Origin of the sequence: Streptomyces kaniharaensis (genome assembly GCF_009569385.1) — a bacterium.
In the GTDB taxonomy this organism is placed as follows: Bacteria; Actinomycetota; Actinomycetes; order Streptomycetales; family Streptomycetaceae; genus Kitasatospora; species Kitasatospora kaniharaensis.
Genome location: NZ_WBOF01000001.1, coordinates 1,358,396 through 1,384,536 on the forward strand (window position 1 = coordinate 1,358,396; position 26,141 = coordinate 1,384,536).

Below are 26,141 nucleotides of genomic sequence, written 5' to 3' on the forward strand. Positions count from 1 at the left end.
GGACCGTATCGCGGCCGGGGTCGGGCTCAGAGCCGGACCACCCCGGCGACCGGCATCGCGTTGACGCTCTCGTAGCGGACCTTGGCGCCCGGGTAGGGGGCGTGCACGATCACCCCGCCGCCGGCGTACATGCCGACGTGGTGCATGTCCCGGTAGAAGATCACGAGGTCTCCCGGTCGCGCTTCGGAGAGGCTGACCCGCTGGCCGGCGTATGCCTGGGCCTGCGAGGTGCGCGGCAGGGTCACTCCCGCCTGCCGCCAGCTGTAGTACATCAGACCGGAGCAGTCGAACGTGCGGGGCCCGGCGGATCCGTAGACGTACGGGGATCCGATCATCCTCACGGCGGCCGCCAGCGCCGCCGCGCCGCGGTCGGAGGCCGGCGGGACGGTGCCGAGGTCCAGCCGGTCGGTGCCCCGGGTGGCGCGCTGCTCGGCCTCGTGGGCGTCCTGCGCGGCCATCCGGGTCCGCTCGGTGGCACCCAGGCCGTTGAGCAGCTTCTGGGCCTTGGCGAGCCGCTGCTGGATCTGCTCCTTGCTGTCGGCGAGCGAGCGCCGGGCCTGGTCGAGCTCGGCGAGCTTGCCGGTGGTCTCGGCGCGGCGCTGGTCGAGCCGGCGCTGGCGGGTGACCAGCTCGTGCAGCGTGTCGTTCTGCCGCTCGGCGGCCTGGTCGAGGGTGCGGGCCCGGGTGAGGTACCCGTCCGGGTCGGTGGCGAGCATCAGCTGGACGGCCCGGGTCATGCCGCCGCCGCGGTACTCGGCGCCGGCCACCGTGGCGAGGTCGCCGCGCAGCTGGTTGAGCTGGTCCTGGGCGACGGCCATCTCGCCCTGGAGGATGGTGGTCTCGCCCTGGAGCCGCTGCTGGGCCTCCTGGGCGGCGTTGTACTTCTCCGACGCCTGCTCGGCCTCGTTGTACAGCTGCTCGACCTGCGCCTTGACGTCGCCGCGGTTCGGCGCGTCCGGCACGGGGGCGCCGTGGGCGCTGCCGCCGGCGGTGACGCCGAGGGCGGTGGTGGCGGCCGCGGTCAGTACCAGCGCACGGGCGAGCAGTTGGGAACGGCGGTGCACGGGCATGACGGCGGCGGCTCCAAATCCTGCGGCACGGCCCCGCCGCCGCACCGGAGCGGGCGGCCTGGAAGCGGGAGTCCGGTGGCAGACGTTAGCGAGTCCGGGCAACCGAGTCCAAACCCTTCCCAACCCGAATATTTGACATCTAATCGGACATCAGTCCGAGTCCGGGGAAAAGCCGCAGGCCCGGCCTTCCGTGGTGGAAGACCGGGCCTGCGAGGGCCTGAAGGGGGATCAGACGCGCACGATGGCGGAGAGCGGCATGTTCGAGACCGCCTCGTAGCGGACGTAGGCGCCCGGCTTCGGCGCGTGCAGCACCTGGCCGTTGCCGGCGTAGATGCCGACGTGGTGGGCGTCGCTGAAGAAGATCAGGAGGTCGCCGGGCTGGGCCTGGGAGAGGTCCGTACCGATCCGGGTGCCGGCGTGGGCCTGCTCCTGCGAGGTGCGCGGCAGCGACACGCCGGCCTGGTCGAACGCCCAGACCATCAGGCCGGAGCAGTCGAAGGAGTTCGGGCCGGTGTCGCCCCAGCCGTACGGGCTGCCGACCTTGCTGGCGGCGTAGGACAGCGCGGCGGCACCGTGCGAGCTGCCGGGGGCCGGCTTGGCGACCGGCGAGGAGCTCGGCGAGGAGCTCGGCTGCGAGCCCAGGCCGGTGCGGGTGCTGTCGCGGGAGGCGCGGTCGGCGGCCTGCTGGGCGGCCTTGGCGGCGTCCGCCTTGGCCTTCGCGTCGGCGGCGGCCTTCTCCTCGGCCGCGCGGAGCGCCTGGCGCTCCTGCTCGGTCAGGGTGTTGAGCAGGTCCTGGGCGGCCCTGAGCTTGCCCTGGACCTCCTCCTTGGCGGTCTTGAGCTGCTGCGTGGTGGTGTCCAGCTCGGCGAGCTTGGCCTGGGCCTCGTTGCGGTCCTGGTCGAGCTTGCGCTGCTGCTCCTGGAGCTCCTTCAGCTGACCCTTCTGGGTGCTGCCGGCCTGGTTCAGGGCGTCGGCCTGGCTGAGGAAGTTGTCCGGGCTGGCGGAGAACATCAGCTGGACGGTCGGGGATATGCCCCCGTTGCGGTACTGCTCGCCGGCGATCTCGGCGAGTCCGCCCTGCAGGTCGGTCACCTGCGCCTGCTGGCGCGCCACCTGGTCCTGCAGGCTGCCGACCTGCTTCTGCAGCTCCTGCTGCTTGGCCTGGGCGGCGTTGAACTTCTCCGTCGCGACCTCGGCCTGCTCGTTGAGCTGGTCGACCTGCTCCTTGACCTGGTCCTTGGTCGGCGCCGGGTCGGCGTGGGCACCGGACTGCGCGGAGAGGGCGACGGTTGCAGCGGCGACACCGGTCAGGATGGACACACGGGTGCGGCTGGCGGGCTTGGGACGACGATGGGACGCCACGAAGGCGGGCTCCTTCTTCCTAGGTCCGCCTACCGGGTGAGCTGACGGGTTCGGGCCGGAAGCATGCCCTACGACGCCTCACAGCCGTTCCACCGGCCGACCTGGCGCCGATTCACCCCGGAGGAACGTGGTTCCCCGGCTCCGTTCCACAGCTCCCCCGACCACTGGGCTCCCCGTCGGACAGGCGCTTCGACCTGCCCCGCTGCTTCACGAACTCGACGGAAACCACCGCCGCCACCCTGGCTGGGTGATCGACAGTGCGGTGGTTCGGGGCACGACCCTAGTAACTGAACCGTGATCCGTTCAAATCCTTGTCAGAAAAAAAGCGGTAGAGGAACCAAGTTCATTTGTGAAGATGACCGATGGTGATCGCCGCCGTACGCAAAGCTGATCACCGATCACCAATTGGGGTACGGCGCGAACAGAAGCGAACGCGCCACCCCGTGCAGAGGTGGCGCGGATCACAGGGGCGACGACTCCTCGGTGTCGGGCCGTCAGACCCGGCGGATGGTGTTGATCGGCATCGCGTCGGCCTTCATCACCTTGACCACGTCACCGGTGTGCGGCGCGTGCACCACCATGCCGTTGCCGATGTACATCCCGACGTGGTGCCGGTCGCTGCCGTAGATGACGAGGTCGCCCGGCTGGGCCTGGTCCAGCGAGGGCACCCGGGTGCCGACGTCGCCCTGCTCCTGCGAGGTGCGCGGCAGCGAGACGCCGGCCTTCCCGTACGCCCAGACCATCAGGCCCGAGCAGTCGAAGGTGTTCTCCCCGGTGGCGCCCCACACGTACGGCGAGCCCTGCTTGCTCATCGCCTTGGCGACGGCCACGGCCGCGTACCCGCTCGCCGGCGGCAGGTTGCTGAGGTCGACCCGGTCGCTGCCGCGCGAGGCGCGGTCGTCCTGCGCCTGCTGGGCGCGCAGCGCGGCGCGCTCGGAGGCGCTGAGCGAGTTCAGCAGGTCCTGCGCCGCCTTGAGCTTCTGGTTGACGTCCGCCTTGGCCTGGTTCAGGTCCTTGGTGGTGGCGTCGAGCGAGGCGAGCACCGCGGCGGCCTCGGCCTTCTCCTGGTCCAGCCGGCGCTGCTGGTCCAGCAGGCCCTTGAGCGCCTCGGCCTCGCTGGTGCTGGCCTGCTGCACGCTGGAGGCCTTGTCCAGGTAGCCGGCCGGGTCGGAGGAGAGCATCAGCTGCACGGACGGGTCGATGCCGCCGGTGCGGTACTGCTCGCCCGCCACGCCCGCGAGGCCGGCCTGAAGCTGGGTCATCTGCTCCTGGCCGCGGGCCACCTGGTCCTGCAGCTGGTCGGCCTGCTTGCGCAGCTGGTCGGCCCGCTCCTTGGCGCCGTTGAACTTCTCCGCCGCCTGCTCCTGCTCCTGCTGGAGCTGGTCGATCTGCGCCTTGACGTCCGACTTGTTCGGCTGCGGCGCGGCGTGCGCGGCCACCTGGGCGGAGAGGGCGACCGCGGTCGCAGCGGCAGCGGTGAGCACGGAGACCCGCGCGCGGCTCGGCTGCTTGGGACGGCGGTGGGAGGCCAAGGGACGGGCTCCTTCTTCCATCGGCCTCACCCGATCGAGTGAGAATCCGGAAAATAGGTTTGACGCCAGACCCTAGTGAAGATCTAAGCGTTCCGCCACTCCCTCGAAGGCGTGAACTCACACCTTCAGAGTGACTTCACCAGATCCCCCCATCCCCCCGAAAAGGGTTCTGACCAGGCATCATCCCGATCCGAAGGGGGTCACCCCCGGTCAGGGCCGGGCCAGCCGATTCAGCAGCAGCACCGAGGCGACGGGGCGCGCGCCGGCCTTCCGCACGCCCTCCGCCACCTCCCGGTCGGTGGAGACCACCACCACCGGGCGGCCCTGCGGCTCGGCCCGCACCAGGCGGCGGATCAGCTCGTCCGCCGTCTCGCCGGTCCGGCTGAACCGTACCCGAACCCCGCGCGGCGGCGCCATGATGACCGGCACGTCCAGGTCCTGCCCGTCGAACACACAGGTGACCTCCGCCTGCGTGCGCTGGGCCAGCATCGCCAGCCCGCCCAGCAGCCGGATCCGCTGCTGCTCCAGCGGCAGCGTCGGATAGCCGGTCTTGGTCACGTTGTAGCCGTCCACCACCAGGTGCACCTGCGGGATCGCCAGCAGCTGGTCCAGCAGCGCCGGATCGTCCTCCGCCAGCCCGCGCCGGGCCACGTCGTGCGGCGAGGCCGCACCCGGCACCACCGCCTCCACCAGGTCCGCCGGGCGGATCTGCGACACCGGCAGCGCCAGCTCCCGCTGGAGCCCCTGCGCCGACTGCAGCACGGTGTCCAGCAGCAGCCGCAGCCGCATGTCCTCGACGCTGCGCCCCTCGCGAGCCGACCGGCGGCCCTGCTCGGCGGCGTTCTCCAGCTCGGAGACCCGGTGCCGCAGCCGCCGCGCCTCGCTCTCGGCGGCGCTGCGCTCGGCCGCCGCCTGCGCCCGCAGCGTCTCCAGCTCCCCGGCCAGCCGGCGGGTCTCGGCCTGCGCCCGGCGGGTGTCGCTCTCCAGCGACCGCATCTTCCGGCGCAGCGCGTCGGCCTCCCGGCGGACGTCCTCCGACTCGGCCCGCTGCCGGTCCAGGTCCGCCCGCGCGGCCGCACGCACCTCGGTCAGCTCGGCCTGGAGCTTCTCCGCCAGCCGGGCCGCCTCCGCCGCCGCGCCCTCGGCGTCGGCCCGCTCGGCCTCCTCGCCGGCCTCGGCGACCAGCCGGCTCCAGCCCGCCGACCGCACCAGGTAGGCGGCGGCCGCGACGTCCATCGGATCGGCGGCGCCGGGGACGCTGCCCGACTCCAGCGCCTTCACCAGGTCCGGCTGCCCGAGCCGCAGCCGTTCCGCTATCCGCACCCGGAAGGCCGGCTCCGACTCCAGCGCCGCGGCCAGCGCGGTGGCCGCGTACTTGGCGCGCCGCACAGGGGTGAACTTCGCGTACTGACGGAGGCTCTGCGGCAGCTCGCCCGGAGGCATTCCGCCGAGCGCGTCCGCCGCCAGGCCGACCACGCGCCGGCGTACTCCCTCGGGCAGCGGCCGGTCGAGCTTCTCGACCGGGCGGCCCGCCGCCTCCTCGGCCCCGGAGCCGGCCTCGGCGGCCTCGACGGCCTCGGACGAGGTGGCCCCGACGACGGTCTCCGCCGCCTCAGCGGCCGGCGCCCGCCCGCCCGCAGCGGGCTGGCGCCCCTGCGGCCCGGTGGGCTCCCTCGCTGCGTCCACCACGTCCTCGGCTCCGATCCTGGTCCAACGCGCACGGCCCCGCGGCCGCCGCCGCTGTCGTCACGCTCCGTGCGTCCTGTCTGTATTGTCCCGTGCGGCGGACGCCCGCGCCGCGCGCCGTCCACCGCACCGGCGGGGCATCAGCCCTGTTCGGCCGCGGCCTCAGCGCCCTCTGCCTCAGCGCCCTCTGCCCCCGGGCGGGCGACCAGCTCGACCTGGTCCACCGCGTTGCACCAGCGGCAGCGCACCGACTCGATCGTCTCGTTCAGGACCTCGGTCTCCTCGACCTTGGACTCGCCGGCCAGGTCGAAGTGCAGGAACTCGGTCACCCGCGCGGTGCGGGTCACGTCGAAGCGGGTGAGGTTGCCGCACAGGGTGCAGCGCCAGCGCGTCTCGGCGGTCAGGGCGGGGACGGTCATCGGGGTCCTCTCGGGTGGTCCCTGGATGGGCTGGGCGCTCCCCCGGGGCCCCGGCGTCGGCGGCGGGAGGCGGGAATGCCCGGCCCAAGCCTATTGCCTGGGGCAACCATCACGGCCACCGGTTCGCGGGATCCGGAGCGGGAGTCGGGCTCTAGTCCACCTGCCGTACAACACGGTGTTACAAAGGGCGCCCGGAGGGATGCTTGACCGCATGGCGCTCGCGGCCCCCGGCCACACCGACATGCGGGACGGCGGCCCGGCCGTGCCCGCCCCGGCGGTCACCTACGCCCTCATCGCGGTCAACACCCTGGTCTTCCTGCTCGGCCCGGCCGCCGGGCTCAACCCGCTCTACGGCAGCGGGCAGGCCCGGGTCTGCGCCGAGCAGCGGTACGAGCAGCGCTTCGGCGCCGTCCCCGCCGAACTGCTCGCCGGACGCCCGCTCTCCGCCGAGCAGCTGGCCGAGGACCCGGTCCCCGGCTGCCCGGCCGCCGCCACCCCGGGCAAGCACCCGGCGCTCTCCGTCCTCAGCGCGCTCTTCCTGCACGCCGGCTGGCTGCACCTGGCGGGCAACCTGCTCTTCCTCTATGTCTTCGGCCCCACCGTCGAACGGCGGCTCGGCCGGGCCCGCTTCACCCTCTTCTACCTGGCCGTCGGCAGCCTGGCCACGTACGGCTTCGCCCTCGCCGAGGCGCACTCGCCGGACTCGACCCGGGTGCTGATCGGCGCCTCCGGTGCGATCTCCGGCGTGCTGGGCGCCTACCTGCGCTTCCATCCGCGCTCCCGGGTGACCACGCTCGTCCCGCTGCTGCTCTTCCTGCCGCTGCGCTTCCCGGCCTGGCTGGTGCTCGGCCTCTGGTTCGTCCTGCAGGGGTGGTCGGTGCACGCGGCCGGCCCCGGCGTCGCCTATCTGGTCCACGTGATCGGCTTCTCGGCCGGCTTCCTCTACGCCTGCACCGTGGTCGGCCGTCCCCCGCGACGACCCGGCTGACGCCCGATACCCTGTCGGCACCCCACGAAGGAGCCGGAACTGTGATCACCGCCATCGTCCTGATCAAGACCAGTGTCGACCGCATCCCGGAGATCGCCGAGGCCATCGCGGCCATCGAGGGCGTCAGCGAGGTGTACTCGGTGACCGGCGGCTACGACCTGGTGGCGATGGTCCGGGTGCGCAGGCACGACGACCTGGCCGACGTCATCCCGGGCCGGCTGAACAAGATCCCGGGCGTGGCCCACACCGAGACCCAGATCGCCTTCCGCACCTACTCCCAGCACGACCTGGAGGCCGCGTTCGCCCTCGGCCTCGACGAGTAGCGGCCCCTCAACGACGGGTGTCGGCGACGCAACGGCCGTCCTCGTTGCGGTAGTTCCACGCGGCGCCGTCCGTGACCAGCTCGCGGACGGCGGTCAGGAAGCGGTCGATGTGCTCGTCCGGCGTCCCGGCCCCGAAGCTCACCCGGATCGCGTTCAGGCTGCGCTCGCCCGGCAGCGACGGGTCGGGAGCGCCACACGTCGAGACCACGGCCGGCGCCTCGTCGTTCAGCAGGGTCCGCACCAGCGGGTGCGCGCAGAACAGGCCGTCCCGCACGCCGATGCCGTACTCGGCGGAGAGCGCGGCCGAGAAGTGCGAGCTGTTCCAGCCCTGGACGACGAAGGACAGCACGCCCACTCGCGCCGAGACCGGGCCGAACAGGCTCAGCACCCTGACCTGCGGAATCTCCGCCAGCCCCGCCTTCAGCCGGGCGATCAGCGCCTGCTCGCGGGCCTCCAGCGCGTCGAAGCCCGCCTCGGACAGCGCCCGGCAGGCTGAGGCGATGGCGTAGGCGCCGATCACGTTCGGCGAGCCGGCCTCGTGCCGTGCCGGGCCGGTGCGCCACTCGACGGCCACCGAGCCGTCGGTCTCCCGGGCCACCGTCCGGGTCGCGCCGCCGCCGGCCAGGTACGGCTCGGCCGCGTCCAGCCAGTCCGCCCGGCCGGCCAGCACCCCGGCGCCGAACGGCGCGTAGATCTTGTGGCCGGAGAAGGCGATCCAGTCGACGTCCAGCTCGGCCACCGAGACCCGGTGGTGCGGGACGAGCTGCGCGGCGTCCAGCACGACCCGGGCGCCGTGCCGGTGCGCGGTCGCGGTCAGGTCGGCGACCGGCCACAGCTCACCGGTGACGTTGGAGGCCCCGGTGACGCAGAGCAGCCTGGGGCCCTCGGGCGCCGCGGCGAGCGCGGCGTCCAGCGCGGCGACGGCCTCGGCGTGCGAGCGCGGCGCACGCAGGTAGGTGACGCTCAGCCCCGCGTGGGCCCACGGCAGCAGCGAGGCGTGGTGCTCGGTCTCGAAGGCGAACACCCGGGTGCCGGCCGGCACGGCGGCGGCGAGCAGGTTGAGCGAGTCGGTGGTGGCCCGGGTGAACACCACCTGGTCGCCCTCGCGGAGGTCGAGGAACTCCTCGACGGTCAGGCGGCTCTGCTCGAACAGGTCGGTGGACAGCTGGGAGAGGTACCCGGCGCCGCGGTGCACGCTGCCGTAGTAAGGGGCGTACGCGGCGACGTCGTCCCACACCCGCTGGAGCGCCGGGGAGCTGGCCGCGTAGTCGAGCGCCGCGTAGCCGACCTTCCCACCGCCGGCCAGCGGGACCTGGACGTCGTGGCCGAGGACGGCGAGCGGGGCACAGGTCTCGGTGGCGAGAGAAGACATGAGGATGCACTCCATCTGAGGTCGAGGGACCCCGGGAGTGCTGGTCACCGGGCGTCCGCGCTTGCCGCACGGACGGACTGCCGCGCGACCCGGTCCTCACCCAGGGCACCCCGCCACGGACGGAGGGTTGCCGGACAGCAAGCTGGGGCTTGACGCTGTCACTCATGACCTGGCGAAGACTCTAGGTTCGCGTCCGGCGAGCGGTCAAACGGACATCCACCATTCGGACACGGCGAAGGGCCCGCGGGAGCGACTTGGGTTCTAGGAGTCGTTGCAACACCCCAGTTCAGGGGATGCATTGGACTTCGAGATCCGCAAGGACCGGACGGCCCAGGGGCCTGTGAAGCTGCGCCGGGAACGGGAGGCATACTCCCGGCTCATGCAGCAGGGCTACACGAACACCGAGGCGTGCCGGATCGTCGGCATCGCCCGCCGGACCGGCCAGAAGTGGCGTCACGGCCGCGGAGCCGAGCAGCGGCAGAAGGCGGCACCACCGATTCGCATGGTGGTGCCGCCTTCCGGTGTCTCCCGGTATCTGAGCGAGGACGAGCGGATCCACATCGCCGACCGGCTGCGGGAGAAGGCCACCGTGCGGGCCATCGCCGCGGAGCTGGGCCGCAGTCCGTCCACCATCAGCCGGGAGATCCGCCGCAACCGCACCGAGGGCACTCGCGGGCAGTGGCACTACCGTCCGCACGCCGCCCAGGCCAGGGCGGACGCTCGCCGGCCCCGCCCCAAGGCCCGCAAGATCACCGAGAACCCCGAGCTGCACGCCGCCGTCCAGGCGATGCTGGACGAGCAGTGGAGCCCGGAGCAGATCTGCCACGCTCTACGTCGACAGTTCCCCGACCGGCCGGAGATGCACGTGGTCCACGAGACCGTCTACCAGGCGCTCTACGTCCAGGGCCGCGGCGAGCTGCGGCGCGAGCTCGCCGGTGCCCTGCGCTCAGGCCGGGCCCGCCGCAGGCCCCAGCGGCAGGCCAACTGCCGGCGTTCCCGCTTCACCGACCCGATGGTCATGATCAGCGAGCGCCCCGCCGAGGCCGAGGACCGGGCCGTCCCCGGCCACTGGGAGGGCGATCTGATCCTCGGCAAGGAGCACAAGTCCGCGATCGGCACCCTGGTCGAGCGTTCGACCCGCTACGTGATGCTGCTGCACCTGCCCGGCGACCACACCGCCGAGACCGTCCGCGACGCCCTAGTGGCCACCGCCCGGACACTCCCGGTCCAGCTGAAGCGGTCCCTGACCTGGGACCAGGGCAGCGAGATGGCCAGGCACGCGGAGTTCAGCCTGGCCACCGACATCCCGGTCTACTTCTGCGACCCGGCCAGTCCCTGGCAGCGCGGCTCCAACGAGAACACGAACGGCCTGCTGCGGCAGTACTTCCCCAAGGGCACCGACCTGTCGGTCCACACGCCCGAGCACCTGGCCGCCGTCGCCGACCAGCTCAACCGCCGCCCACGCAAAACGCTCGGCTGGGAAACCCCAGCCGAGCGTCTGGCTAAACTCCTCGCGGCCTAGACAACCGACCACGTGTTGCAACGACCACTAGAAACCGCCCGACTCCCGCGGGCCCCCAACTGCCGTGTCACATCCGGCTGGTGGCCTCCGACCAGCGCCGCAGCAGCTCCTGCGCCGTACCCGAGTCGACGGCCGCCGCGGCCCGCTCCATGCCGGCCGCCAGCTGCTCGGCGAGCGGCGCCCCGGTCAGGTCGAGCGCGACCAGCGCCGCCGCCGTGTTCAGCAGGACGGCGTCCCGCACCGGCCCGCGCTCCCCGGCCAGCACCCGACGGGCCACCTCGGCGTTGTACGAGGCGTCCGCCCCGCGCAGTGCCTCGATGCCGACGAGCTCGATGCCCACGTCCCGCGGATCGAAGGCGGTCTCGGTGACCGTCCCGTCCCGCACGATCCACACCCGCGAGGTGGTGGTGACGGTCAGCTCGTCCAGGCCGTCGTCGCCGCGGAACACCAGTGCGCTGGAGCCGCGCCGGGCGAGCACCCCGGCGATCAGCCCGGCGAGCCGGGTGTCGAAGCAGCCGACCGCGTGCGCCGTCACCTTGGCCGGGTTGGTCAGCGGGCCGAGGATGTTGAACGCGGTCGGCACCCCGAGGTCACGCCGGGCGGTGGCGGCGTGCCGCATCGACGGGTGGAACCGGGCCGCGAAGCAGAAGGTGAGCCCGACCTCCTCGGCCACCTCGGCCACCCGCCGGGCCGACAGATCCAGGCTGATGCCGAGCTTCTCCAGCACGTCCGAGGACCCGCTGGCCGAGGAGGACGCCCGGTTCCCGTGCTTGACCACCTTGGCGCCGGCCGCCGCCGCGACGATCGCCGACATGGTGGAGATGTTGACGGTCTTGGCGCGGTCGCCGCCGGTGCCGACGATGTCCACCGCAGGCCCGGGGATGTCCAGCGGCTCGGCGTGCGCGTACATCGCGTCGACCAGACCGGTGATCTCGTCGACGGTCTCGCCCTTGGCCCGAAGCGCGACCATGAAGCCGGCGACCTGGACGGGGGACGCCTCGCCGCTCATGATCCGGTCCATCGCCCACGCGGTGGCCGAGCGGTCGAGGTCCTCCCCCTTCAACAGCGCCGCCAGGAGGTCCGGCCAGGTGCGGACCACCTGCGCGGGGTCGGTACCGCCGTTCGCAGGGTTCGCGTTCACCATGGCTGACTCCAGCTGTTGTCGGTTCCCCACAGCGGGGACTCCCGTACGGATGGAGTCAGCCTATCCAGCGGCGGGGCGCCTCCGGGGCTGCCTTCTCTAGTAGTGAGACGGCAGTGCTCAGCGGGTGGCGGGCGCCCGCTTGGCCAGGCGCGCCCGCAGCAGCGTGGCCACCGCGCCGGCCAGCGCCACCGGGTCCACCGGGTGGGAGATCGCCGCGTCGGCCCGGCTCCAGGCGGCCAGCCAGGAGTCCTGCGGCCGGCCGATCAGCACCAGCACCGGCGGGCAGCCGTAGATCTCGTCCTTGAGCTGGCGCCCGAGCCCGAGCCCGCCGGCCGGCACCGCCTCGCCGTCCAGGATGCAGAGGTCCACGCCGCCCTTCTCCAGGGCCTTCAGCACCGCGGGGGTGGTCGCGCACTCCAGGTAGGACAGCTCCGGCAGGTCCTCGGCGGGCCGGCGGCCGAGCGCCGTCAGCACCTGCTCGCGGGTGTTGCGGTCGTCGCTGTAGACGAGGACGGTGAGCGTCTCGTCGGTCGTGTACGCCATGGGCCCTGCTCCCTCAAGTGTGATCCGGACCACGTTCGCCTGGTCCGGATGCTACTCCCGTTTTCCCTCTCGCCGAGGCCCCTCGCGCACGTTGGTTCTCAAGCCGCCGCGCCCGTTGCTCACCCGTCCGGAGGACGGCCCGTCACCCTGCCCCGCCCAGTCCACCCGTACGGCCGACGGGATGCTCCCGTCCCCTACCTCCGGCCGCTGCGCCGACCGGGCAACGACACGCTGGGCAACGGGGTCGAACAGCCCTCCGAGGAATCGTCAGAAAAGGGACACGCCGCTGCTCAGGTGCCGTCCGGCCACCCCGCCGCCCCCCAAGCGGGCATACCGCACGCACCGGACACTCCGAGGGACACCCCCCGGCGTGAAGACGGAATAAGGGACCGACATAATGTCCGTCGTGGCGACAGCAACAGCAGTAGAAACCGGGCACGCGCACGGATCGGTCAACCGGCCGAACATGGTCAGCGTCGGAACGATCGTCTGGCTCAGTTCCGAGTTGATGTTCTTCGCGGCCCTCTTCGCGATGTACTTCACGCTCCGCTCCGTGAAGGGGCCGGAGTTCTGGACCGAGAAGGCGCACGCCCTCAACGTGCCCTTCTCCTCGGTCAACACCACGATCCTGGTGCTCTCCTCGCTGACCTGCCAGCTCGGCGTGTTCGCCGCCGAGCGCGGGGACGTGAAGAAGCTCCGCGCCTGGTTCGTGGTCACGTTCATCATGGGCGCGATCTTCATCGGCGGTCAGATCTTCGAGTACACCTCGCTGGTCAAGGAGGACGGCCTCTCGCTGTCCTCCGACCCGTACGGCACGGTGTTCTACCTGACCACGGGCTTCCACGGTCTGCACGTGACGGGTGGTCTGATCGCCTTCCTGCTGGTCCTGGGACGGACGTACGCAGCCAAGCGCTTCACGCACGAGCAGGCCACCGCCGCCATCGTGGTGTCGTACTACTGGCACTTCGTCGACGTCGTGTGGATCGGCCTGTTCGCGACCATCTACCTGATCAAGTAACCAGCTGATCAGGTCGCTGGCCACCGGCTCCGGCCCCGCCCTCACCGGCGCAGGGCCGCTTCTGCCGGTGGCGACGCTCCCACCGACCGACCGCGCGCGCAGCCCTAGACAGGCAGCCTCGTGCCGGCCAGACCGGCCGCCGGGTGCAACCACCAGTCGACCAGATCCTGACACCGGGGTTATTCCGTGAAAAAGCTCTCCGCACGACGGCGCCACCCATTGGCGGCGCTGGTCGTCCTACTTCTCGCCCTGGCGGCAACCGGGGGGCTGTACGCCGCGTTCGCGCCCGCCGACAAGGCGCAGGCCGACGTCGCCGCGCAGTCGCTCGCGATCGATGAGGGCAAGAAGCTCTTCGCCGTGGGCTGCTCCTCCTGCCACGGCCTGAACGGCCAGGGCAGCAGCGACGGTCCGAGCCTGGTCGGCGTCGGCTCCGCCTCCGTCGACTTCCAGGTCGGCACCGGCCGCATGCCGGCCCAGCAGCCCGGCGCCCAGGTGCCGCGCAAGCAGAACATCTACACGCAGGCGGAGATCGACCAGCTCGCCGCCTTCGTGTCCTCGCTCGGCCCCGGCCCGGTCACGCCGACCAAGGAGCAGTACACCTCGACCAACCCCGAGGACATCTCCAAGGGTGGCGAGCTGTTCCGCACCAACTGCGCCCAGTGCCACAACTTCGCCGGCCAGGGCGGTGCCCTGACCAAGGGCAAGTACGCCCCGTCGCTGGAGGGCGTGGACGCCAAGCACATCTACGAGGCCATGCAGACCGGCCCGCAGAACATGCCGTCGTTCCCGGACACCACCATGCCCGAGGAGCAGAAGAAGCAGATCGTGGCCTTCGTCCGCCACACCACCTCCGATGAGCCCAACCCCGGTGGTCTCACGCTCGGCAGCCTCGGTCCGGTGACCGAGGGTCTGTTCGGCTGGATCTTCGGTCTCGGCACGCTCATCGCGGTCGCGATCTGGGTCGCCGCCCACACCACCAAGGCCAAGAAGTCATGAGCCACGACATGTCAGAAGAGAAGCTTCCGGAGTCCCACGGCTCCGCCGGCGAGGTGGCCGACCACGGCGACCCGTTCGCCGACCCGGGCCTGCCGGCCCACGAGCCCCGTCGCACCGACATCGACGAGCGGGCCGCCAAGCGCGCCGAGCGCCAGGTCTCGCTGATGTTCGTGATCTCGATGCTCGCCACCGTCGGCTTCATCGCCTCGTACGTGGCCATCGATCCGGACAAGATCGTCTACATCTTCCCGCTCGGTCACGTCAGCGCGCTGAACTTCGCGCTCGGCATGACCCTGGGCGTCGCCCTGTTCCTGATCGGCGCGGGCGCGGTCCACTGGGCCCGCACCCTGATGTCGGACGTCGAGATGCCGGCCGAGCGTCACCCGATCGAGGCCGACGACGAGGTCCGCGCGGACGTCATCCAGCAGTTCAGGACCGGCGCCGCCGAGTCCGGCTTCGGCCGCCGCAAGATGATCCGCAACACCCTCATCGGCTCGATGGCGCTGGTCCCGCTCTCCGGCGTGGTCCTGCTCCGCGACCTCGGCCCGCTTCCCGAGAAGAAGCTGAAGGACACGGGCTGGAAGGAGGCGACCCCGCAGAAGCCGCTGCAGCTCATCAACATGAGCACCAACTCTCCGATGACGGCCGACGACATCGTGATCGGCTCGCTGACCTTCGCCATGCCCCAGGGCCTGCACACCCACGACGAGGACTTCCAGCAGCGGATCGCCAAGGACGCCCTGATGCTGGTGCGCATCGCGCCGGAGGACATCAAGGACGACACGTCCAAGGAGCTGGGCTTCCAGGGCATCCTCGCCTACTCCAAGATCTGCACCCACGTCGGCTGCCCGATCAGCCTGTACGAGCAGCAGACCCACCACGCGCTCTGCCCCTGCCACCAGTCGACCTTCGACCTGGCGGACGGTGCACGCGTCATCTTCGGCCCGGCCGGCCACCCGCTGCCGCAGCTGAAGATCACCACTGACGAGAAGGGCTTCCTGGTCGCCACCGGCGACTTCGACGAGCCCGTCGGCCCGAGCTACTGGGAGCGTGCTCGATGAGTAGCGCGAGCAGCACCACCTCCGGTGCCGCCAAGCCCGCCAGCACGCGCGCCAACCCCGCCAACAAGTGGGAGGCCGCGGCTGACTGGACGGACGGCCGGCTGGGGATCTACTCCCTCGCCAAGGCCAACCTGCGCAAGATCTTCCCGGACCACTGGTCCTTCATGCTGGGCGAGATCTGCCTCTACTCGTTCATCATCATCATCATGACCGGCGTCTACCTGACGCTGTTCTTCAAGCCCAGCATGGGCGAGGTCATCTACAACGGCTCGTACGTTCCGCTCAAGGGCATCTCGATGTCCGAGGCGTACGCGTCGACGATGGACATCAGCTTCGAGATCCGCGGCGGTCTGCTGATCCGCCAGATCCACCACTGGGCCGCGCTGGTCTTCGTGGCCGCGATGCTCGTGCACATGATGCGCGTGTTCTTCACCGGCGCGTTCCGCAAGCCGCGTGAGATCAACTGGGTCTTCGGCTTCCTGCTGCTGATCCTGGGCATGTTCGACGGCTTCTTCGGCTACTCGCTGCCCGACGACCTGCTGTCCGGTACCGGTATCCGGTTCATGGAGGGTGCCCTCCTGGCGACCCCGCTGGTCGGCACCTACCTCCAGATGTTCCTGTTCGGGGGCGAGTTCCCGGGCCACGACATCGTGCCGCGGTTCTTCACCATCCACGTGCTGCTGATCCCGGGCATCATGCTCGGCCTGCTGGTGGCGCACCTGATCCTGGTCTTCTACCACAAGCACACCCAGTGGGCGGGCCCGGGCAAGACCGAGAAGAACGTCGTCGGCATGCCGCTGATGCCGGTCTACATGGCCAAGGCCGGTGGCTTCTTCTTCCTGGTGTTCGGCATCATCGCCGCCATCTCGGCGATCGCCTCGATCAACCCGATCTGGGCGTACGGCCCGTACCGCCCCGACCAGGTGTCCACCGACGCCCAGCCGGACTGGTACATGGGCTTCTCCGAGGGCCTGATCCGTGTCATGCCGGGCTGGGAGATCAGCGTCTGGGGCGGCCACACCCTCAACCTGGGTGTCTTCATCCCGCTGATGGTGGTCTTCCCGCTGGTGCTGGTCGCGATCGGCGCCTACCCGTTCATCGAGGGCTGGATCACCGGCGACAAGCGCGAGCACCACATCCTGGACCGCCCGCGCAACGCCCCGGTCCGTACCGCGCTCGGTGCCGCCTGGATCAGCCTGTACCTGGTGCTGCTGATCGGTGGTGGCAACGACCTGTTCGCCACCCACCTGCACCTGTCGCTCAACGCCATCACCTACTTCGTCCGCGTCGGCTTCTTCGCCGTCCCGGTCATCACCTTCATCGTCACCAAGCGCTGGTGCCTCGGCCTCCAGCGCCGCGACAAGGAGAAGGTGCTGCACGGCCGCGAGACGGGCGTCATCAAGCGCCTGCCGCACGGCGAGTTCGTCGAGGTGCACGCGCAGCTGCCGCAGCAGGACCTCTACAAGCTCACCGCGCACGAGCAGATCCAGCCGGTCGAGCTGCCGGCCCAGCGGGACGAGAACGGCGTGGCCCGCAAGGCCGGCGTTTTCACCCGCACCCGGGCCAAGCTGTCCCGCGGCTTCTACGGCGAGGGCAGCCAGATCCCCAAGCCCACCGCCGAGGAGCACCACGAGATCACCAGCGGCCACGGCCACCACTGATCCCGTACGCACCGCAGCGTCACACCCGAGGGCCGCTGACCAGACTTCTTCTGGTCGGCGGCCCTCGGGCGTTCCCGGTTCGCCATGACCCCTCGCATCCCTGGAGCTCCTGTGCAGCTGACCGTCGACCCCGCCTCCACCACTCCCCCGTACGAGCAGATCCGGGCCCAGATCGCCGAGCGGGCCCGGTCCGGCGAACTGCCGGTCGGGCTGCGGCTGCCCACCGTCCGGGCCCTGGCCGAGGAACTGGGGCTGGCCGCCGGGACGGTCGCCCGCGCGTACCGGGAGCTGGAGGCGGACGGCGTGGTGGAGACGCACGGCCGGCGCGGCACGCTGATCGCCGCCACCGGCGACACCGCGCACCGGCTCGCCGCCGCCGCGGCGACCGAGTACGCCGAGCGGGCACACCGGCTCGGGCTGTCGCCCGCGGACGCCCTGGCCGCGGTGGAGACCGCCCTGCGGCTGGCCTTCCGGGAGGGCTGAGGGCCGCTCAGATCTCCGGGCGGATCATCCCGGCGGCGGGAGCCTGGGAGAGCGGGACGGTGGTGCTGACGGGCTGTCCGAGGGCGCTGTGCCTGACCCAGTCCGCCCAGGAGACGTTCCAGTCCCCGAAGCCGTTGCCGAACGGCTCCATCGTGGCGCCGCGGCTGTTGACCACCGTCACCAGGTCCCCCACCCGGGTGTTCTCGTAGAACCACTTGGCGTTGTCGGTGCTCATGCCGGTGCAGCCGTGGCTGACGTTGTCCACGCCCTGCGAGCCGACGGACCAGGGCGCCGCGTGGACGTACTCGCCGCTCCACGTCACCCGGGTGGCCCACTCGACGTTCAGGTCGTAGGACTCCGAGCTGCCGGCCGCTATCCCGATCGTCTCGCCGCTCATCCGGACCGAGCGCTCCTGACCGAGCACCACCTTGACGCCGTTGCGGGTGTCGAAGCCGGGCTTGCCGGTGGTCACCGGGATGGTCCGGATCACCGCGCCGTCGCGCTTGACGGTGAGCTCGTGGGCCGCGGCGTCGACCACAGACTCGACCCGCGCCCCGATCCGCAGCTTCAGGCTGCTGCGGTCACCGCCGTAGAGGCCGTCGGCGATCCGGCTGCCGGTGCCGTCGAAGGCCAGGCCCACGGTGGTACCGGCCGGCCAGTACTCCTGCGGGCGGAAGTGCAGGTTCTTGTCGTCCACCCAGTACCAGGCGCCGGTGACGGCGGGCTGGGAGGTGATGGTGAGGGCCCGCTCGACCTCCTGACGGGCCTGCGGATCCTTCACCGCCTCGGAGAGCTGCACGGTGAGCGGCTGGCCGACCCCGTAGACACCGGTGCCGGAGGAGTCCGGGCCCAGCTTGGCGGTGAGCAGGCGCTGGGCGGCGAGGGTGCTGAAGCCCGCGGTGGTGTCGCCCCGGCCGCCCTTGCCGTCGTCGGCGGCGATCCGGACGGTGTAGGCGGTGGAGGCCTTCAGCCGGCCGGTGGTCTGCCAGCTGCGCTGGTCCTCGGCGAGCTTGCCGGCCACCACCCGGCCGTCCGGGCCGACCACGGTGACGTCGGTCAGCCGGCTGCCCTGCACGGCGGTCACGGTGACCGACTGGGACGGGTCGACCTTGCCCTCGGCCGAGAGACGGACGAGCCGGGCCGCGTCGACCTTGTGGGGCCTGGCGGGTTCGTCTCCGCCGGAGCAGGCGGCGAGCGGGGTCAGCACTGCGAGAGTCAGCGAGATGCCGCCGAGAGCTGCGATTCCGCGCCTGTCGGCCATGACCGCCTCCGAGGGTTCGCACGATTGCTCAGATCGTAGGAACCACGTGAGCCGGAGCGACATCCGAGCGACCCCCCGTTCACCCGGCTGAGTGGTTCGCTCACCCCGAGGACGCAACAGGGCCGGTCCCCCCGTGCGGGAGGACCGGCCCTGTTGCTAGGAAGCGGAACCCTACTGGTTCTGGTTCTCGCCCCGGTAGAACTCGAAGACCCAGCCGAAGATACCGATCACGATGATCGGCGCCGCCCAGAACATCAGCCACCAGCCGAAGATCACGCCCATGAAGGCGAGCGCGCCACCGAGCGCCAGCGAGAGCGGCTGCCAGCTGTGCGGGGCGAAGAAGCCCAGCTCACCGGCGTCGTCCGCGACCTCGGCCTCGGGGTTGTCACCCGCGCCGCTGTCCACCCGGCGGGCGGTGAAGGCGAGGTAGTAGCCGATGAAGGCACACAGCGCGAAGGCGAGGAACAGCGCGGTGGTACCGGCCGCCTCGATCCCGAGGTCCGAGTGGTTGGTCCACAGGCCGTAGGTGATCGCCATCGCGAGGACGAAGACCGACAGGCCGAGGAAGATCTTTCCCTGTTCCTTCATCAGACGTCGCCTTCCTTCTTGCCCTTGCCCAGCTGCGGCGCGTCGTACTTCGCGGGGGTCACACCGGCGAGGTGCTTGGCCGGCTCGCCGTGGTTCTCCAGGTAGTCCAGCGCGGCGATCTCCGGGTGGTGGAGGTCGAAGGCCGGGGATTCGGAACGGATCCGGGGCAGCGTCAGGAAGTTGTGCCGCGGCGGCGGGCAGGAGGTCGCCCACTCCAGCGAGCGCCCGTAGCCCCACGGGTCGTCGACCTCGATCTTCTCGCCGTACTTGGCCGTCTTCCAGACGTTGTAGAGGAACGGCAGGATCGACAGACCGAGGACGAACGAGCCGATCGTCGAGAAGGTGTTCAGCGTGGTGAAGCCGTCCGAGGCCAGGTAGTCGGCGTAGCGGCGGGGCATGCCCTCCGCGCCGAGCCAGTGCTGCACCAGGAAGGTGGCGTGGAAGCCGAAGAACAGCGTCCAGAAGGTGATCTTGCCGAGACGCTCGTCCAGCATCTTGCCGGTCATCTTCGGCCACCAGAAGTGGAAGCCGGCGAACATCGCGAAGACGACGGTGCCGAAGACCACGTAGTGGAAGTGCGCGACGACGAAGTACGAGTCCGAGACGTGGAAGTCGATCGGCGGGGAGGCCAGCAGAACACCGGTCAGACCACCGAAGAGGAAGGTGACCAGGAAGCCGACCGTCCAGAGCATCGGGGTCTCGAAGCTCAGCGAGCCCTTCCACATGGTGCCGACCCAGTTGAAGAACTTCACACCGGTCGGGACCGCGATGAGGAAGGTCATGAAGGAGAAGAACGGCAGCAGCACCTGGCCGGTGACGTACATGTGGTGGGCCCACACCGTCACGGACAGACCGGCGATCGCGATGGTGGCCGCGATCAGACCGGAGTAGCCGAACATCGGCTTGCGGCTGAAGACCGGGATGATCTCCGACACGATGCCGAAGAACGGCAGCGCGATGATGTACACCTCGGGGTGGCCGAAGAACCAGAACAGGTGCTGCCACAGCAGCGACCCGCCGTTGTTCGGGTCGAACACGTGCGCCCCGAACTTGCGGTCCGCCTCCAGGGCGAACAGCGCGGCGGCCAGCACCGGGAAGGCCAGCAGGATCAGCACGGCGGTCAGCAGGACGTTCCAGGTGAAGATCGACATCCGGAACATCGTCATGCCGGGCGCGCGCATGCAGATGATGGTGGTGATGAAGTTGACCGCACCGAGGATCGTGCCGAAGCCGGAGAAGGCCAGACCCATGATCCACATGTCGCCGCCGACACCCGGCGAGTGCACGGCGTCCGACAGCGGCGAGTAGGCGAACCAGCCGAAGCTGGCCGCACCGTTCGGGGTGAGGAAGCCGCCGACGGCGATGACCGAACCGAAGAGGTACAGCCAGTACGCGAACATGTTCAGACGCGGGAACGCCACGTCCGGGGCGCCGATCTGCAGCGGCATGATCCAGTTCGCGAAGCCGGCGAACAGCGGCGTCGCGAACATCAGCAGCATGATCGTGCCGTGCATCGTGAACGCCTGGTTGAACTGCTCGTTCGACAGGATCTGGGTCCCGGGACGAGCAAGCTCGGCGCGCATGACCAGGGCGAGGATGCCACCGATCAGGAAGAAGGCGAACGACGTGCCCAGGTACAGGGTGCCGATCGTCTTGTGGTCAGTGGTGGTCAGCCACTTGATGATGGTCGAACCCGGCTTCCGGGTCCGCTGCGCCCCGACCGTGACGGCCTCGGCGCCCCCGCCGGCCGCGGCGGGCTCGTTGAGGATGGTCACTTCTCTTCACTTCCCATGGTGATGACGCCCGAAGGCACCGCGCCGTTCTGGCCCTTGGCCCGGAGGTCCGTCAGGTGCTTGTCGTAGTCGACGCGGTCGACGACCTTGACGTTGAAGAGCATGCGCGAGTGGTCGGTGCCGCAGAGCTCGGCACACTTGCCCCTGTACTCGCCCTTGACGGTCGGGGTGACCTCGAACTTGTTCACCACGCCCGGCACGACGTCCATCTTCATCATGAAGTTGACGGGCCAGAAGTCGTGGATGACGTCACGCGAGGTGAGACGGAACTGCACCGTCTCGTTGACCGGCAGCCAGAGCGTCGGCGCGTTGTTGGGGGTGCCCACCTCGTACGCGGCGTCCTTGTTGGCCGGGTCGGGGGTCTCGGTGTTCTCGTAGTTGAACGCCCAGCTCCACTGGAAGCCGACCACGTTGACGACGTGCTGCGGCTTCTCGGAGACGGCGGTCAGCCTCGACTCGTCACGGGCGACGAAGTAGAAGAGCACCGACACGATGATGATGGGGACCGCGGTGTAGAGCGCCTCGATGGGCACGTTGTACCGGGTCTGCGGGGGGATCTCCACGCCGGTGCGGCTGCGCCGGTGGAAGATCACACTCCAGATGATCAGACCCCACATCAGTACGCCGACCACCAGCGCCGCGATCCAGGACCCCTGCCACATCTGGAGGACCAACGGCCCTTCCTTGGTGACGGGGCTCGGGAGGCCAAGCCTGGGGAGGTCGTTGGCCGAGCAGCCGGTGGCGGTCGCGATGACGAGGCCCAGTGCCAGCGCCTGAGGCAGCTTCCGCCGCATCGTGCGCCGCGGCGAGCGGTCGGAGCCGTTGGGACTCACGTAGCGCCTTCCCGAAGTCTCGCCCGCCTTCGCGTCGCCCCGTGGAGGATTGTGAGCCTCCCCGGCGACCCGTCCACGGGCACGGTTTGAATGCTTATGCGGGCCAAACCCTACTCCAGCCTTATGCGCTCCTGACGGGCAGCCCCCGGTAACGCGCCGCCCGGTCGCCCGATCAGGCCCGGCAAGGGCTGCGCCGCAGGTCACCGCAGGCATTCGAGGTCCGTACGCCCGATCGGGGGGTCACCTCGGACAGCGGGGGTGACGGTCCGTCGGACGCGGACGAAGCGGACATTCGGGGTGATCGACTGACGGCCGATAGGCATCGCCGACAAGCCCGAACACCCCCGCGTGTGGCGTTAAATGTGACCGTGTACTTCGACGTGGCTTCGACGGCGCCGCTCCACCCCGTCGCGCGGCAGGCCCTGACCGCCGCACTGGACGAGGGGTGGGCCGATCCGGCGCGACTGTACCGGTCCGGGCGGCAGGCCCGGATGCTGCTGGACGCCGCCCGCGAGACGGTGGCCGCGGTGCTCGGCGCCCGGGCGGACGAGATCGCCTTCACCGCGAGCGGGACGCAGGCCGTGCAACTCGGCATGCTGGGCGCCCTGGCCGGCAACCGGCGGCGCGGCGGGCACCTGGTGCACTCGGCGGTGGAGCACTCCAGCGTGTTGCACGTCGCGGAGCGATGGGGGTCCCCCCGGCCGGAGGCTGGGGGAGAGGCCGACGGGGGCAGCGTCTCGGTGGTGCCGGTGGACCGGACCGGGCGGGTCTCGGCCGACGGCTTCGCCGGGCTGCTCCGGGCGGACACCGCGCTGGCCGTGCTGCAGAGCGCCAACCACGAGGTGGGCACCGTCCAGCCGGTCGAGGAGGTCGCCGGGTTCTGCCGGGAGGCGCAGGTCCCGCTGCTGGTCGACGCCGCCCAGAGCGCCGGCCGGGTGGACGTCCCCGCCGGGTGGTCGTTGCTGACCGCGAGCGCGCACAAGTGGGGCGGGCCGCCCGGGGTCGGGGTGCTCGCGGTGCGCAAGGGCGTCCGGTACGCGTCGCCGCTGCCGGCCGACGAGCGCGAGGGCGGCCGGGTGCCCGGTTACGTCAACGTCCCGGCGATCGTGGCCGCCGCCGCCTCGCTGCGGGCCGTCCGGGCCGAGGCCGAACAGGAGAACGCCCGGCTGCACGCGCTGGTGGAGCGGATCCGGGCCCGGGTGCCGCAGCTGGTGCCCGAGGTGGAGGTGGTCGGCGACCCGGTGCGGCGGCTGCCGCACATCGTCACCTTCTCCTGCCTGTACGTGGACGGCGAGGTGCTGCTCACCGAACTGGACCGGGCCGGCTTCGCGGTCTCGTCCGGCTCGTCCTGCACCTCGTCCACGCTCACCCCGAGCCATGTGCTGGCCGCGATGGGGGTGCTCACCGAGGGGAACGTCCGGGTCTCGCTGCCCTACGGCACGGCCGAAGCGGACGTCGAGCGCTTCCTGACCGTCCTGCCGGAGGTGGTGGCGGGCGTCCGGGCGCCGCTCGGGCTGGACCTGCCGGCGCCGAAGGCCACCACGGCCGAGACCCTGGTGATCGACGCGCTCGGCAAGCGCTGCCCGCTGCCCGTGATCGAGCTCGCGAAGCGGATCGGCGAGGTGCCGGCCGGCGGGACGGTCGCGGTGCTCGCGGACGACGAGGCGGCGCGGCTGGACATCCCGGCCTGGTGCGAGATGCGCGGGCAGGAGTACGTGGGCGAGGCCCCGGCCGCCGACTTCGGCGGCGACCGGGGCTCGGCCTACCTGGTACGGCGGACTACTTGACCAGGTGCGCGCGGATGTCGGCGGCGGCCTCGGCGCCGTAGGCGCCTTCGAAGCGCTTCAGGAAGGCGGCCGGGCGCAGCTCGTACTCCTGGGTGCCGACGGTCTCGATCACCAGGGTGGCGAGCATGCAGCCGAGCTGGGCCGCGCGCTCCAGTTCCAGCTCCCAGGAGAGACCGGCCAGGAAGCCGGCCCGGAAGGCGTCGCCGACGCCGGTCGGGTCGACCTTGCCCTCCTCGGGGGCGCAGGCGACCAGGATGGACGGCTCGCCCTTGCGGTCGATCCGGACGCCCTTGCTGCCCAGGGTGGTGATCCGGGTGCCGACCCGGGTCAGGATCTCATCGGCGTCCCAACCGGTCTTGCTCTCGATCAGCGCGGCCTCGTACTCGTTGGTGAACAGGTACGCGGCGCCGTCGACGATCTCGCGGATGTCGTCGCCCTCCAGGCGGGCCAGCTGCTGGGAGGGGTCGGCGGCGAAGGCGTAGCCACGGGTGCGGCACTCCTGGGTGTGGCGGACCATGCCCTGCGGGTCGTCGGCACCGATCAGCACGAGGTCGAGGCCGCCGACCCGGTCGGCGATCGGCTTCAGCTCGATGTTGCGGGCCTCGGCCATGGCGCCGGTGTAGAACGAGGCGATCTGGTTGTGGTCCTCGTCCGTGGTGCACATGAACCGGGCGGTGTGCCGGGTCTCCGAGATGTGGACCGAGTGGCAGTCCACGTTGTTGCGCTCCAGCCAGCTGCGGTACTCGGCGAAGTCCGCCCCGGCCGCGCCGACGAGGATCGGGCGGAGTCCGAGCACACCCATGCCGAACGCGATGTTCGGGGCGACGCCGCCTCGGCGGATGTCCAGGGTGTCGACCAGGAAGGACAGCGACACGGTGTGCAGCTGCTCGGCGACCAGCTGGTCGGCGAACCGGCCGGGGAAGGTCATCAGGTGGTCGGTCGCGATCGAGCCGGCGACGGCGATACGCACGGGAGGTCTCCTCAGGATGGCGGCAGGGCCATGGACAAGCACGGGTTGAACCCATTCACGGTACCGGTCGAAGGCATGAGGGCAGCAAGAGTGCCGTAAAAGGCACGGCGGACGGGCGAACGTGTACTACCTCCGGGTAGCACTGGTGGGGGGCGGAAGGTCGTCCTAGGGTCGGCGGGGACGGGCCGTGCCGGACCCGGCAGGGCTCCTCGGTGACCGTGGCGGTGCGGCCACGGCACGACAGTGGATCGGAGCGGTGCCCGATGATGCCCAGTCACTCCTCGCCCCTCGTGCTGCGCGGCGACGCGGACGGCGAGACCCTCGACGCGCTGGTGAACTCCTCCCGGCGGCTGCGGCGGTTCTGGCCGCTGCTGGCGGCCGGCCCGGAGCCGAGCGCCCCCGCGCGGGCGGGGTTCCGCGTCCCCTCCGGCGCACAGCGGCTGGTCGCCGGGATGGGCGAGTACGGCGTCTGACACTCCAGGCAGGGACTCCTGGTGCCCGGGCGGGAACCGGATCCGTCCGGGCCACGTCACATCCGCGCGGTAGGGCCGTTGAGGCGGCGCCGCTGAGCCCTCGGGAGGATGTGCAGATGGATCAGGAGAGGATGCCGCGCGGTCGACGGACGGTGGCGCTGGCGGGTCTGGTGCTGGCGGCGGCGGTGACGGTGGCCGGGTGCAACGGGGACGGCAAGTCGTCCTCGGAGGCGGCGGCCACGGCGTCGGCTTCGGCGTCGGCGTCGGGCTCCCCGGTGGCGCCGACGCCGTCCGGCAGCCCGTCCGCGAGCCCGTCGGCCACCGGGTCCGCCGGAGCGCCGACGGCGAGCGCCTCCACCGGCGCGGACATGCCGAGCCAGGCCCCGAAGCCGGCCGGCACCGCCCCGGGCTCGGCGCCGCCGGCCCCGGCGCAGCCCACGGCGGCCACTCCGCCGGGCAACGGCATCGCGGTCGGCGAGCCGAACCCGGCCGGGACGGTGCCGGGCGCGCGCCCGGCGACCACCTACCGGGTGGACGGCACCAACCACCTGACCGTCTACTTCTACGGCGGGGTCTGCCAGAAGTACGCGCTGAAGGCGGATGAGTCGCACCCGGGCCGGGTCGACGTCGCGGTCGTGGTGGCGGCGCCGGTGCCGTCCGGGCAGGTGTGCAGCGAGCTGGCCAAGCGGCAGACGGTGACCGCCGACCTGCGCCAGCCGCTGGCCGGGCGGACGGTGACCGACCTGTCGAGCGGCCACGAGATCCCGCTGGACTCCGACCCGCACATGGGCCCGGACCCGGTCTCCCCCGACATCGCCGGGCAGTAACCGGTCGAACGACGAAGGCGGCCCCGGGGTGCTCCCCGGGGCCGCCTTCAGTAGCTCAGGCTCAGCTGCTCGGGCTTAGCTGAACGAGTCGCCGCAGGCGCAGGAGCCGGTGGCGTTCGGGTTGTCGATCGTGAAGCCCTGCTTCTCGATGGTGTCGACGAAGTCGACGGTGGCGCCGCCCAGGTACGGGGCGCTCATCCGGTCGGTGACGACCTTCACACCGTTGAAGTCCTTGATCACGTCGCCGTCGAGCGAGCGCTCGTCGAAGAACAGCTGGTAACGCAGGCCGGAGCAGCCACCGGGCTGGACGGCGACGCGCAGCGCGAGGTCGTCGCGGCCTTCCTGCTCCAGCAGGGCCTTGACCTTGGCCGCGGCGGCATCGGTGAGGAGGATGCCACTCTCGACGGTGGTCTCGTCCTGGACGGTCAT

26 protein-coding genes and 2 riboswitches are annotated in these 26,141 nt (G+C 71.1%); of the genes, 11 read left to right on the forward strand and 15 right to left on the reverse strand.

Features of this window, described 5'->3' with window-relative positions:
- Positions 1 to 26 precede the first annotated feature (26 nt).
- From F7Q99_RS06205 to F7Q99_RS06225, 5 genes are all read right to left on the reverse strand, one after another.
- Positions 27 to 1,070, reverse strand: coding sequence for a C40 family peptidase (locus tag F7Q99_RS06205; RefSeq protein WP_153460410.1), 1,044 nt, complete (start codon positions 1,068 to 1,070; stop codon positions 27 to 29).
- A 228-nt stretch (positions 1,071 to 1,298) separates the two neighbouring features.
- A complete protein-coding gene (locus F7Q99_RS06210; protein ID WP_326846325.1) occupies positions 1,299 to 2,432 on the reverse strand; it encodes an NlpC/P60 family protein in 1,134 nt (377 codons plus the stop codon).
- Positions 2,433 to 2,442: 10 nt separating this feature from the next.
- A riboswitch (cyclic di-AMP (ydaO/yuaA leader) is annotated at positions 2,443 to 2,596 on the reverse strand.
- 330 nt (positions 2,597 to 2,926) lie between these two features.
- Positions 2,927 to 3,964 (reverse strand): C40 family peptidase, encoded by a 1,038-nt coding sequence (locus tag F7Q99_RS06215; RefSeq protein ID WP_153460411.1) that lies wholly within the window; start codon positions 3,962 to 3,964, stop codon positions 2,927 to 2,929.
- A gap of 210 nt (positions 3,965 to 4,174) precedes the next feature.
- Complete coding sequence (locus F7Q99_RS06220; protein ID WP_153465862.1) at positions 4,175 to 5,464, reverse strand: NYN domain-containing protein; 1,290 nt, start codon at positions 5,462 to 5,464, stop codon at positions 4,175 to 4,177.
- Between the two features lie 326 nt (positions 5,465 to 5,790).
- Positions 5,791 to 6,069 carry a hypothetical protein gene (locus F7Q99_RS06225; RefSeq protein WP_153460412.1) on the reverse strand — a complete coding sequence of 93 codons (279 nt, stop codon included), beginning with the start codon at positions 6,067 to 6,069 and terminating at the stop codon, positions 5,791 to 5,793.
- 211 nt (positions 6,070 to 6,280) lie between these two features.
- On the opposite strand from F7Q99_RS06225, the gene F7Q99_RS06230 reads away from it, so the two are divergent.
- Both F7Q99_RS06230 and F7Q99_RS06235 read left to right on the forward strand, forming a co-directional pair.
- Positions 6,281 to 7,057 carry a rhomboid family intramembrane serine protease gene (locus F7Q99_RS06230; protein ID WP_230210164.1) on the forward strand — a complete coding sequence of 259 codons (777 nt, stop codon included), beginning with the start codon at positions 6,281 to 6,283 and terminating at the stop codon, positions 7,055 to 7,057.
- A gap of 41 nt (positions 7,058 to 7,098) precedes the next feature.
- The gene (locus F7Q99_RS06235; RefSeq protein ID WP_326846327.1) at positions 7,099 to 7,380 is read left to right on the forward strand and encodes an Lrp/AsnC ligand binding domain-containing protein; all 282 of its coding nucleotides are present in this window, start codon (positions 7,099 to 7,101) and stop codon (positions 7,378 to 7,380) included.
- Between the two features lie 7 nt (positions 7,381 to 7,387).
- On the opposite strand, the gene F7Q99_RS06240 is transcribed toward F7Q99_RS06235, so the two are convergent.
- On the reverse strand, positions 7,388 to 8,752 hold the full coding sequence (locus F7Q99_RS06240) for an aminotransferase class V-fold PLP-dependent enzyme (protein ID WP_153460413.1): 1,365 nt from the start codon (positions 8,750 to 8,752) through the stop codon (positions 7,388 to 7,390).
- A 52-nt stretch (positions 8,753 to 8,804) separates the two neighbouring features.
- Positions 8,805 to 8,922, reverse strand: a riboswitch (SAM riboswitch).
- Positions 8,923 to 9,050: 128 nt separating this feature from the next.
- On the opposite strand from F7Q99_RS06240, the gene F7Q99_RS06245 reads away from it, so the two are divergent.
- Positions 9,051 to 10,274, forward strand: coding sequence for an IS30 family transposase (locus F7Q99_RS06245; RefSeq protein WP_153460101.1), 1,224 nt, complete (start codon positions 9,051 to 9,053; stop codon positions 10,272 to 10,274).
- Positions 10,275 to 10,341: 67 nt separating this feature from the next.
- On the opposite strand, the gene trpD is transcribed toward F7Q99_RS06245, so the two are convergent.
- Together trpD and F7Q99_RS06255 are read right to left on the reverse strand one after the other, a co-directional pair.
- On the reverse strand, positions 10,342 to 11,418 hold the full coding sequence (gene trpD, locus F7Q99_RS06250; protein WP_153460414.1) for an anthranilate phosphoribosyltransferase: 1,077 nt from the start codon (positions 11,416 to 11,418) through the stop codon (positions 10,342 to 10,344).
- A gap of 117 nt (positions 11,419 to 11,535) precedes the next feature.
- On the reverse strand, positions 11,536 to 11,961 hold the full coding sequence (locus tag F7Q99_RS06255; RefSeq protein WP_153460415.1) for a response regulator: 426 nt from the start codon (positions 11,959 to 11,961) through the stop codon (positions 11,536 to 11,538).
- Positions 11,962 to 12,358: 397 nt separating this feature from the next.
- Between F7Q99_RS06255 and ctaE the strand changes: the two genes are divergently transcribed.
- The 5 genes from ctaE to F7Q99_RS06280 all read left to right on the forward strand — a co-directional run bounded on the left by ctaE (position 12,359) and on the right by F7Q99_RS06280 (position 17,180).
- Positions 12,359 to 12,979: an aa3-type cytochrome oxidase subunit III gene (gene ctaE, locus F7Q99_RS06260; RefSeq protein ID WP_153460416.1), complete on the forward strand. Its 621-nt coding sequence runs from the start codon at positions 12,359 to 12,361 to the stop codon at positions 12,977 to 12,979.
- A 186-nt stretch (positions 12,980 to 13,165) separates the two neighbouring features.
- Positions 13,166 to 13,975 (forward strand): cytochrome bc1 complex diheme cytochrome c subunit, encoded by an 810-nt coding sequence (gene qcrC, locus F7Q99_RS06265; protein ID WP_326846328.1) that lies wholly within the window; start codon positions 13,166 to 13,168, stop codon positions 13,973 to 13,975.
- A gap of 8 nt (positions 13,976 to 13,983) precedes the next feature.
- Positions 13,984 to 15,036 carry a cytochrome bc1 complex Rieske iron-sulfur subunit gene (gene qcrA, locus F7Q99_RS06270; protein WP_195911002.1) on the forward strand — a complete coding sequence of 351 codons (1,053 nt, stop codon included), beginning with the start codon at positions 13,984 to 13,986 and terminating at the stop codon, positions 15,034 to 15,036.
- Positions 15,033 to 16,697 carry a cytochrome bc1 complex cytochrome b subunit gene (gene qcrB / locus F7Q99_RS06275; RefSeq protein WP_153460418.1) on the forward strand — a complete coding sequence of 555 codons (1,665 nt, stop codon included), beginning with the start codon at positions 15,033 to 15,035 and terminating at the stop codon, positions 16,695 to 16,697. Before qcrA ends, qcrB begins: the two co-directional genes overlap by 4 nt.
- A 111-nt stretch (positions 16,698 to 16,808) precedes the next feature.
- Positions 16,809 to 17,180, forward strand: a complete 372-nt coding sequence (locus F7Q99_RS06280) for a GntR family transcriptional regulator (protein WP_326846329.1) — start codon at positions 16,809 to 16,811, stop codon at positions 17,178 to 17,180.
- A gap of 7 nt (positions 17,181 to 17,187) precedes the next feature.
- Here the strand turns inward: F7Q99_RS06280 and F7Q99_RS06285 are convergent, their stop codons facing one another.
- The 4 genes from F7Q99_RS06285 to ctaC form a co-directional block, all read right to left on the reverse strand.
- Entirely contained in the window at positions 17,188 to 18,441 is a 1,254-nt protein-coding gene (locus F7Q99_RS06285) for a L,D-transpeptidase (RefSeq protein WP_153460420.1), read from the reverse strand.
- A 171-nt stretch (positions 18,442 to 18,612) separates the two neighbouring features.
- Positions 18,613 to 19,029: a cytochrome c oxidase subunit 4 gene (locus F7Q99_RS06290; protein ID WP_153460421.1), complete on the reverse strand. Its 417-nt coding sequence runs from the start codon at positions 19,027 to 19,029 to the stop codon at positions 18,613 to 18,615.
- A complete protein-coding gene (ctaD, locus tag F7Q99_RS06295; protein ID WP_407697750.1) occupies positions 19,029 to 20,804 on the reverse strand; it encodes an aa3-type cytochrome oxidase subunit I in 1,776 nt (591 codons plus the stop codon). Before ctaD ends, F7Q99_RS06290 begins: the two co-directional genes overlap by 1 nt.
- The gene (gene ctaC, locus F7Q99_RS06300) at positions 20,801 to 21,655 is read right to left on the reverse strand and encodes an aa3-type cytochrome oxidase subunit II (protein ID WP_326846330.1); all 855 of its coding nucleotides are present in this window, start codon (positions 21,653 to 21,655) and stop codon (positions 20,801 to 20,803) included. Before ctaC ends, ctaD begins: the two co-directional genes overlap by 4 nt.
- 368 nt (positions 21,656 to 22,023) lie before the next feature.
- Between ctaC and F7Q99_RS06305 the strand changes: the two genes are divergently transcribed.
- Positions 22,024 to 23,442, forward strand: coding sequence for a cysteine desulfurase/sulfurtransferase TusA family protein (locus F7Q99_RS06305; protein WP_326846331.1), 1,419 nt, complete (start codon positions 22,024 to 22,026; stop codon positions 23,440 to 23,442).
- Here the strand turns inward: F7Q99_RS06305 and F7Q99_RS06310 are convergent.
- Positions 23,435 to 24,412: a carbohydrate kinase family protein gene (locus F7Q99_RS06310; RefSeq protein ID WP_326846332.1), complete on the reverse strand. Its 978-nt coding sequence runs from the start codon at positions 24,410 to 24,412 to the stop codon at positions 23,435 to 23,437. The genes F7Q99_RS06305 and F7Q99_RS06310 overlap by 8 nt on opposite strands.
- 263 nt (positions 24,413 to 24,675) lie before the next feature.
- On the opposite strand from F7Q99_RS06310, the gene F7Q99_RS06315 reads away from it, so the two are divergent.
- Positions 24,676 to 24,885, forward strand: a complete 210-nt coding sequence (locus tag F7Q99_RS06315) for a hypothetical protein (protein ID WP_153460423.1) — start codon at positions 24,676 to 24,678, stop codon at positions 24,883 to 24,885.
- Between the two features lie 121 nt (positions 24,886 to 25,006).
- On the opposite strand, the gene F7Q99_RS06320 is transcribed toward F7Q99_RS06315, so the two are convergent.
- Positions 25,007 to 25,255 carry a hypothetical protein gene (locus tag F7Q99_RS06320; RefSeq protein WP_153460424.1) on the reverse strand — a complete coding sequence of 83 codons (249 nt, stop codon included), beginning with the start codon at positions 25,253 to 25,255 and terminating at the stop codon, positions 25,007 to 25,009.
- On the opposite strand from F7Q99_RS06320, the gene F7Q99_RS06325 reads away from it, so the two are divergent.
- On the forward strand, positions 25,254 to 25,712 hold the full coding sequence (locus F7Q99_RS06325) for a hypothetical protein (protein WP_153460425.1): 459 nt from the start codon (positions 25,254 to 25,256) through the stop codon (positions 25,710 to 25,712). The genes F7Q99_RS06320 and F7Q99_RS06325 overlap by 2 nt on opposite strands.
- 75 nt (positions 25,713 to 25,787) lie before the next feature.
- Here F7Q99_RS06325 and erpA read toward each other — a convergent pair whose 3' ends face one another.
- On the reverse strand, positions 25,788 to 26,141 hold the full coding sequence (gene erpA / locus F7Q99_RS06330; RefSeq protein WP_153460426.1) for an iron-sulfur cluster insertion protein ErpA: 354 nt from the start codon (positions 26,139 to 26,141) through the stop codon (positions 25,788 to 25,790).

Bases quoted from the DNA above. Each gene is read 5' to 3' on its own strand.
- F7Q99_RS06240 (WP_153460413.1), bottom strand. From the start codon at position 8,752: ATGTCTTCTCTCGCCACCGAGACCTGTGCCCCGCTCGCCGTCCTCGGC.
- F7Q99_RS06315 (WP_153460423.1), top strand. From the start codon at position 24,676: ATGATGCCCAGTCACTCCTCGCCCCTCGTGCTGCGCGGCGACGCGGAC.
- F7Q99_RS06290 (WP_153460421.1), bottom strand. From the start codon at position 19,029: ATGAAGGAACAGGGAAAGATCTTCCTCGGCCTGTCGGTCTTCGTCCTC.
- qcrB (WP_153460418.1), top strand. From the start codon at position 15,033: ATGAGTAGCGCGAGCAGCACCACCTCCGGTGCCGCCAAGCCCGCCAGC.
- qcrA (WP_195911002.1), top strand. From the start codon at position 13,984: ATGTCAGAAGAGAAGCTTCCGGAGTCCCACGGCTCCGCCGGCGAGGTG.
- trpD (WP_153460414.1), bottom strand. From the start codon at position 11,418: ATGGTGAACGCGAACCCTGCGAACGGCGGTACCGACCCCGCGCAGGTG.
- F7Q99_RS06255 (WP_153460415.1), bottom strand. From the start codon at position 11,961: ATGGCGTACACGACCGACGAGACGCTCACCGTCCTCGTCTACAGCGAC.
- F7Q99_RS06225 (WP_153460412.1), bottom strand. From the start codon at position 6,069: ATGACCGTCCCCGCCCTGACCGCCGAGACGCGCTGGCGCTGCACCCTG.
- F7Q99_RS06230 (WP_230210164.1), top strand. From the start codon at position 6,281: ATGGCGCTCGCGGCCCCCGGCCACACCGACATGCGGGACGGCGGCCCG.
- F7Q99_RS06285 (WP_153460420.1), bottom strand. From the start codon at position 18,441: ATGGCCGACAGGCGCGGAATCGCAGCTCTCGGCGGCATCTCGCTGACT.
- F7Q99_RS06325 (WP_153460425.1), top strand. From the start codon at position 25,254: ATGCCGAGCCAGGCCCCGAAGCCGGCCGGCACCGCCCCGGGCTCGGCG.
- erpA (WP_153460426.1), bottom strand. From the start codon at position 26,141: ATGACCGTCCAGGACGAGACCACCGTCGAGAGTGGCATCCTCCTCACC.
- ctaE (WP_153460416.1), top strand. From the start codon at position 12,359: ATGTCCGTCGTGGCGACAGCAACAGCAGTAGAAACCGGGCACGCGCAC.
- F7Q99_RS06205 (WP_153460410.1), bottom strand. From the start codon at position 1,070: ATGCCCGTGCACCGCCGTTCCCAACTGCTCGCCCGTGCGCTGGTACTG.
- F7Q99_RS06320 (WP_153460424.1), bottom strand. From the start codon at position 25,255: ATGTCCGCGCCGGTGGAGGCGCTCGCCGTCGGCGCTCCGGCGGACCCG.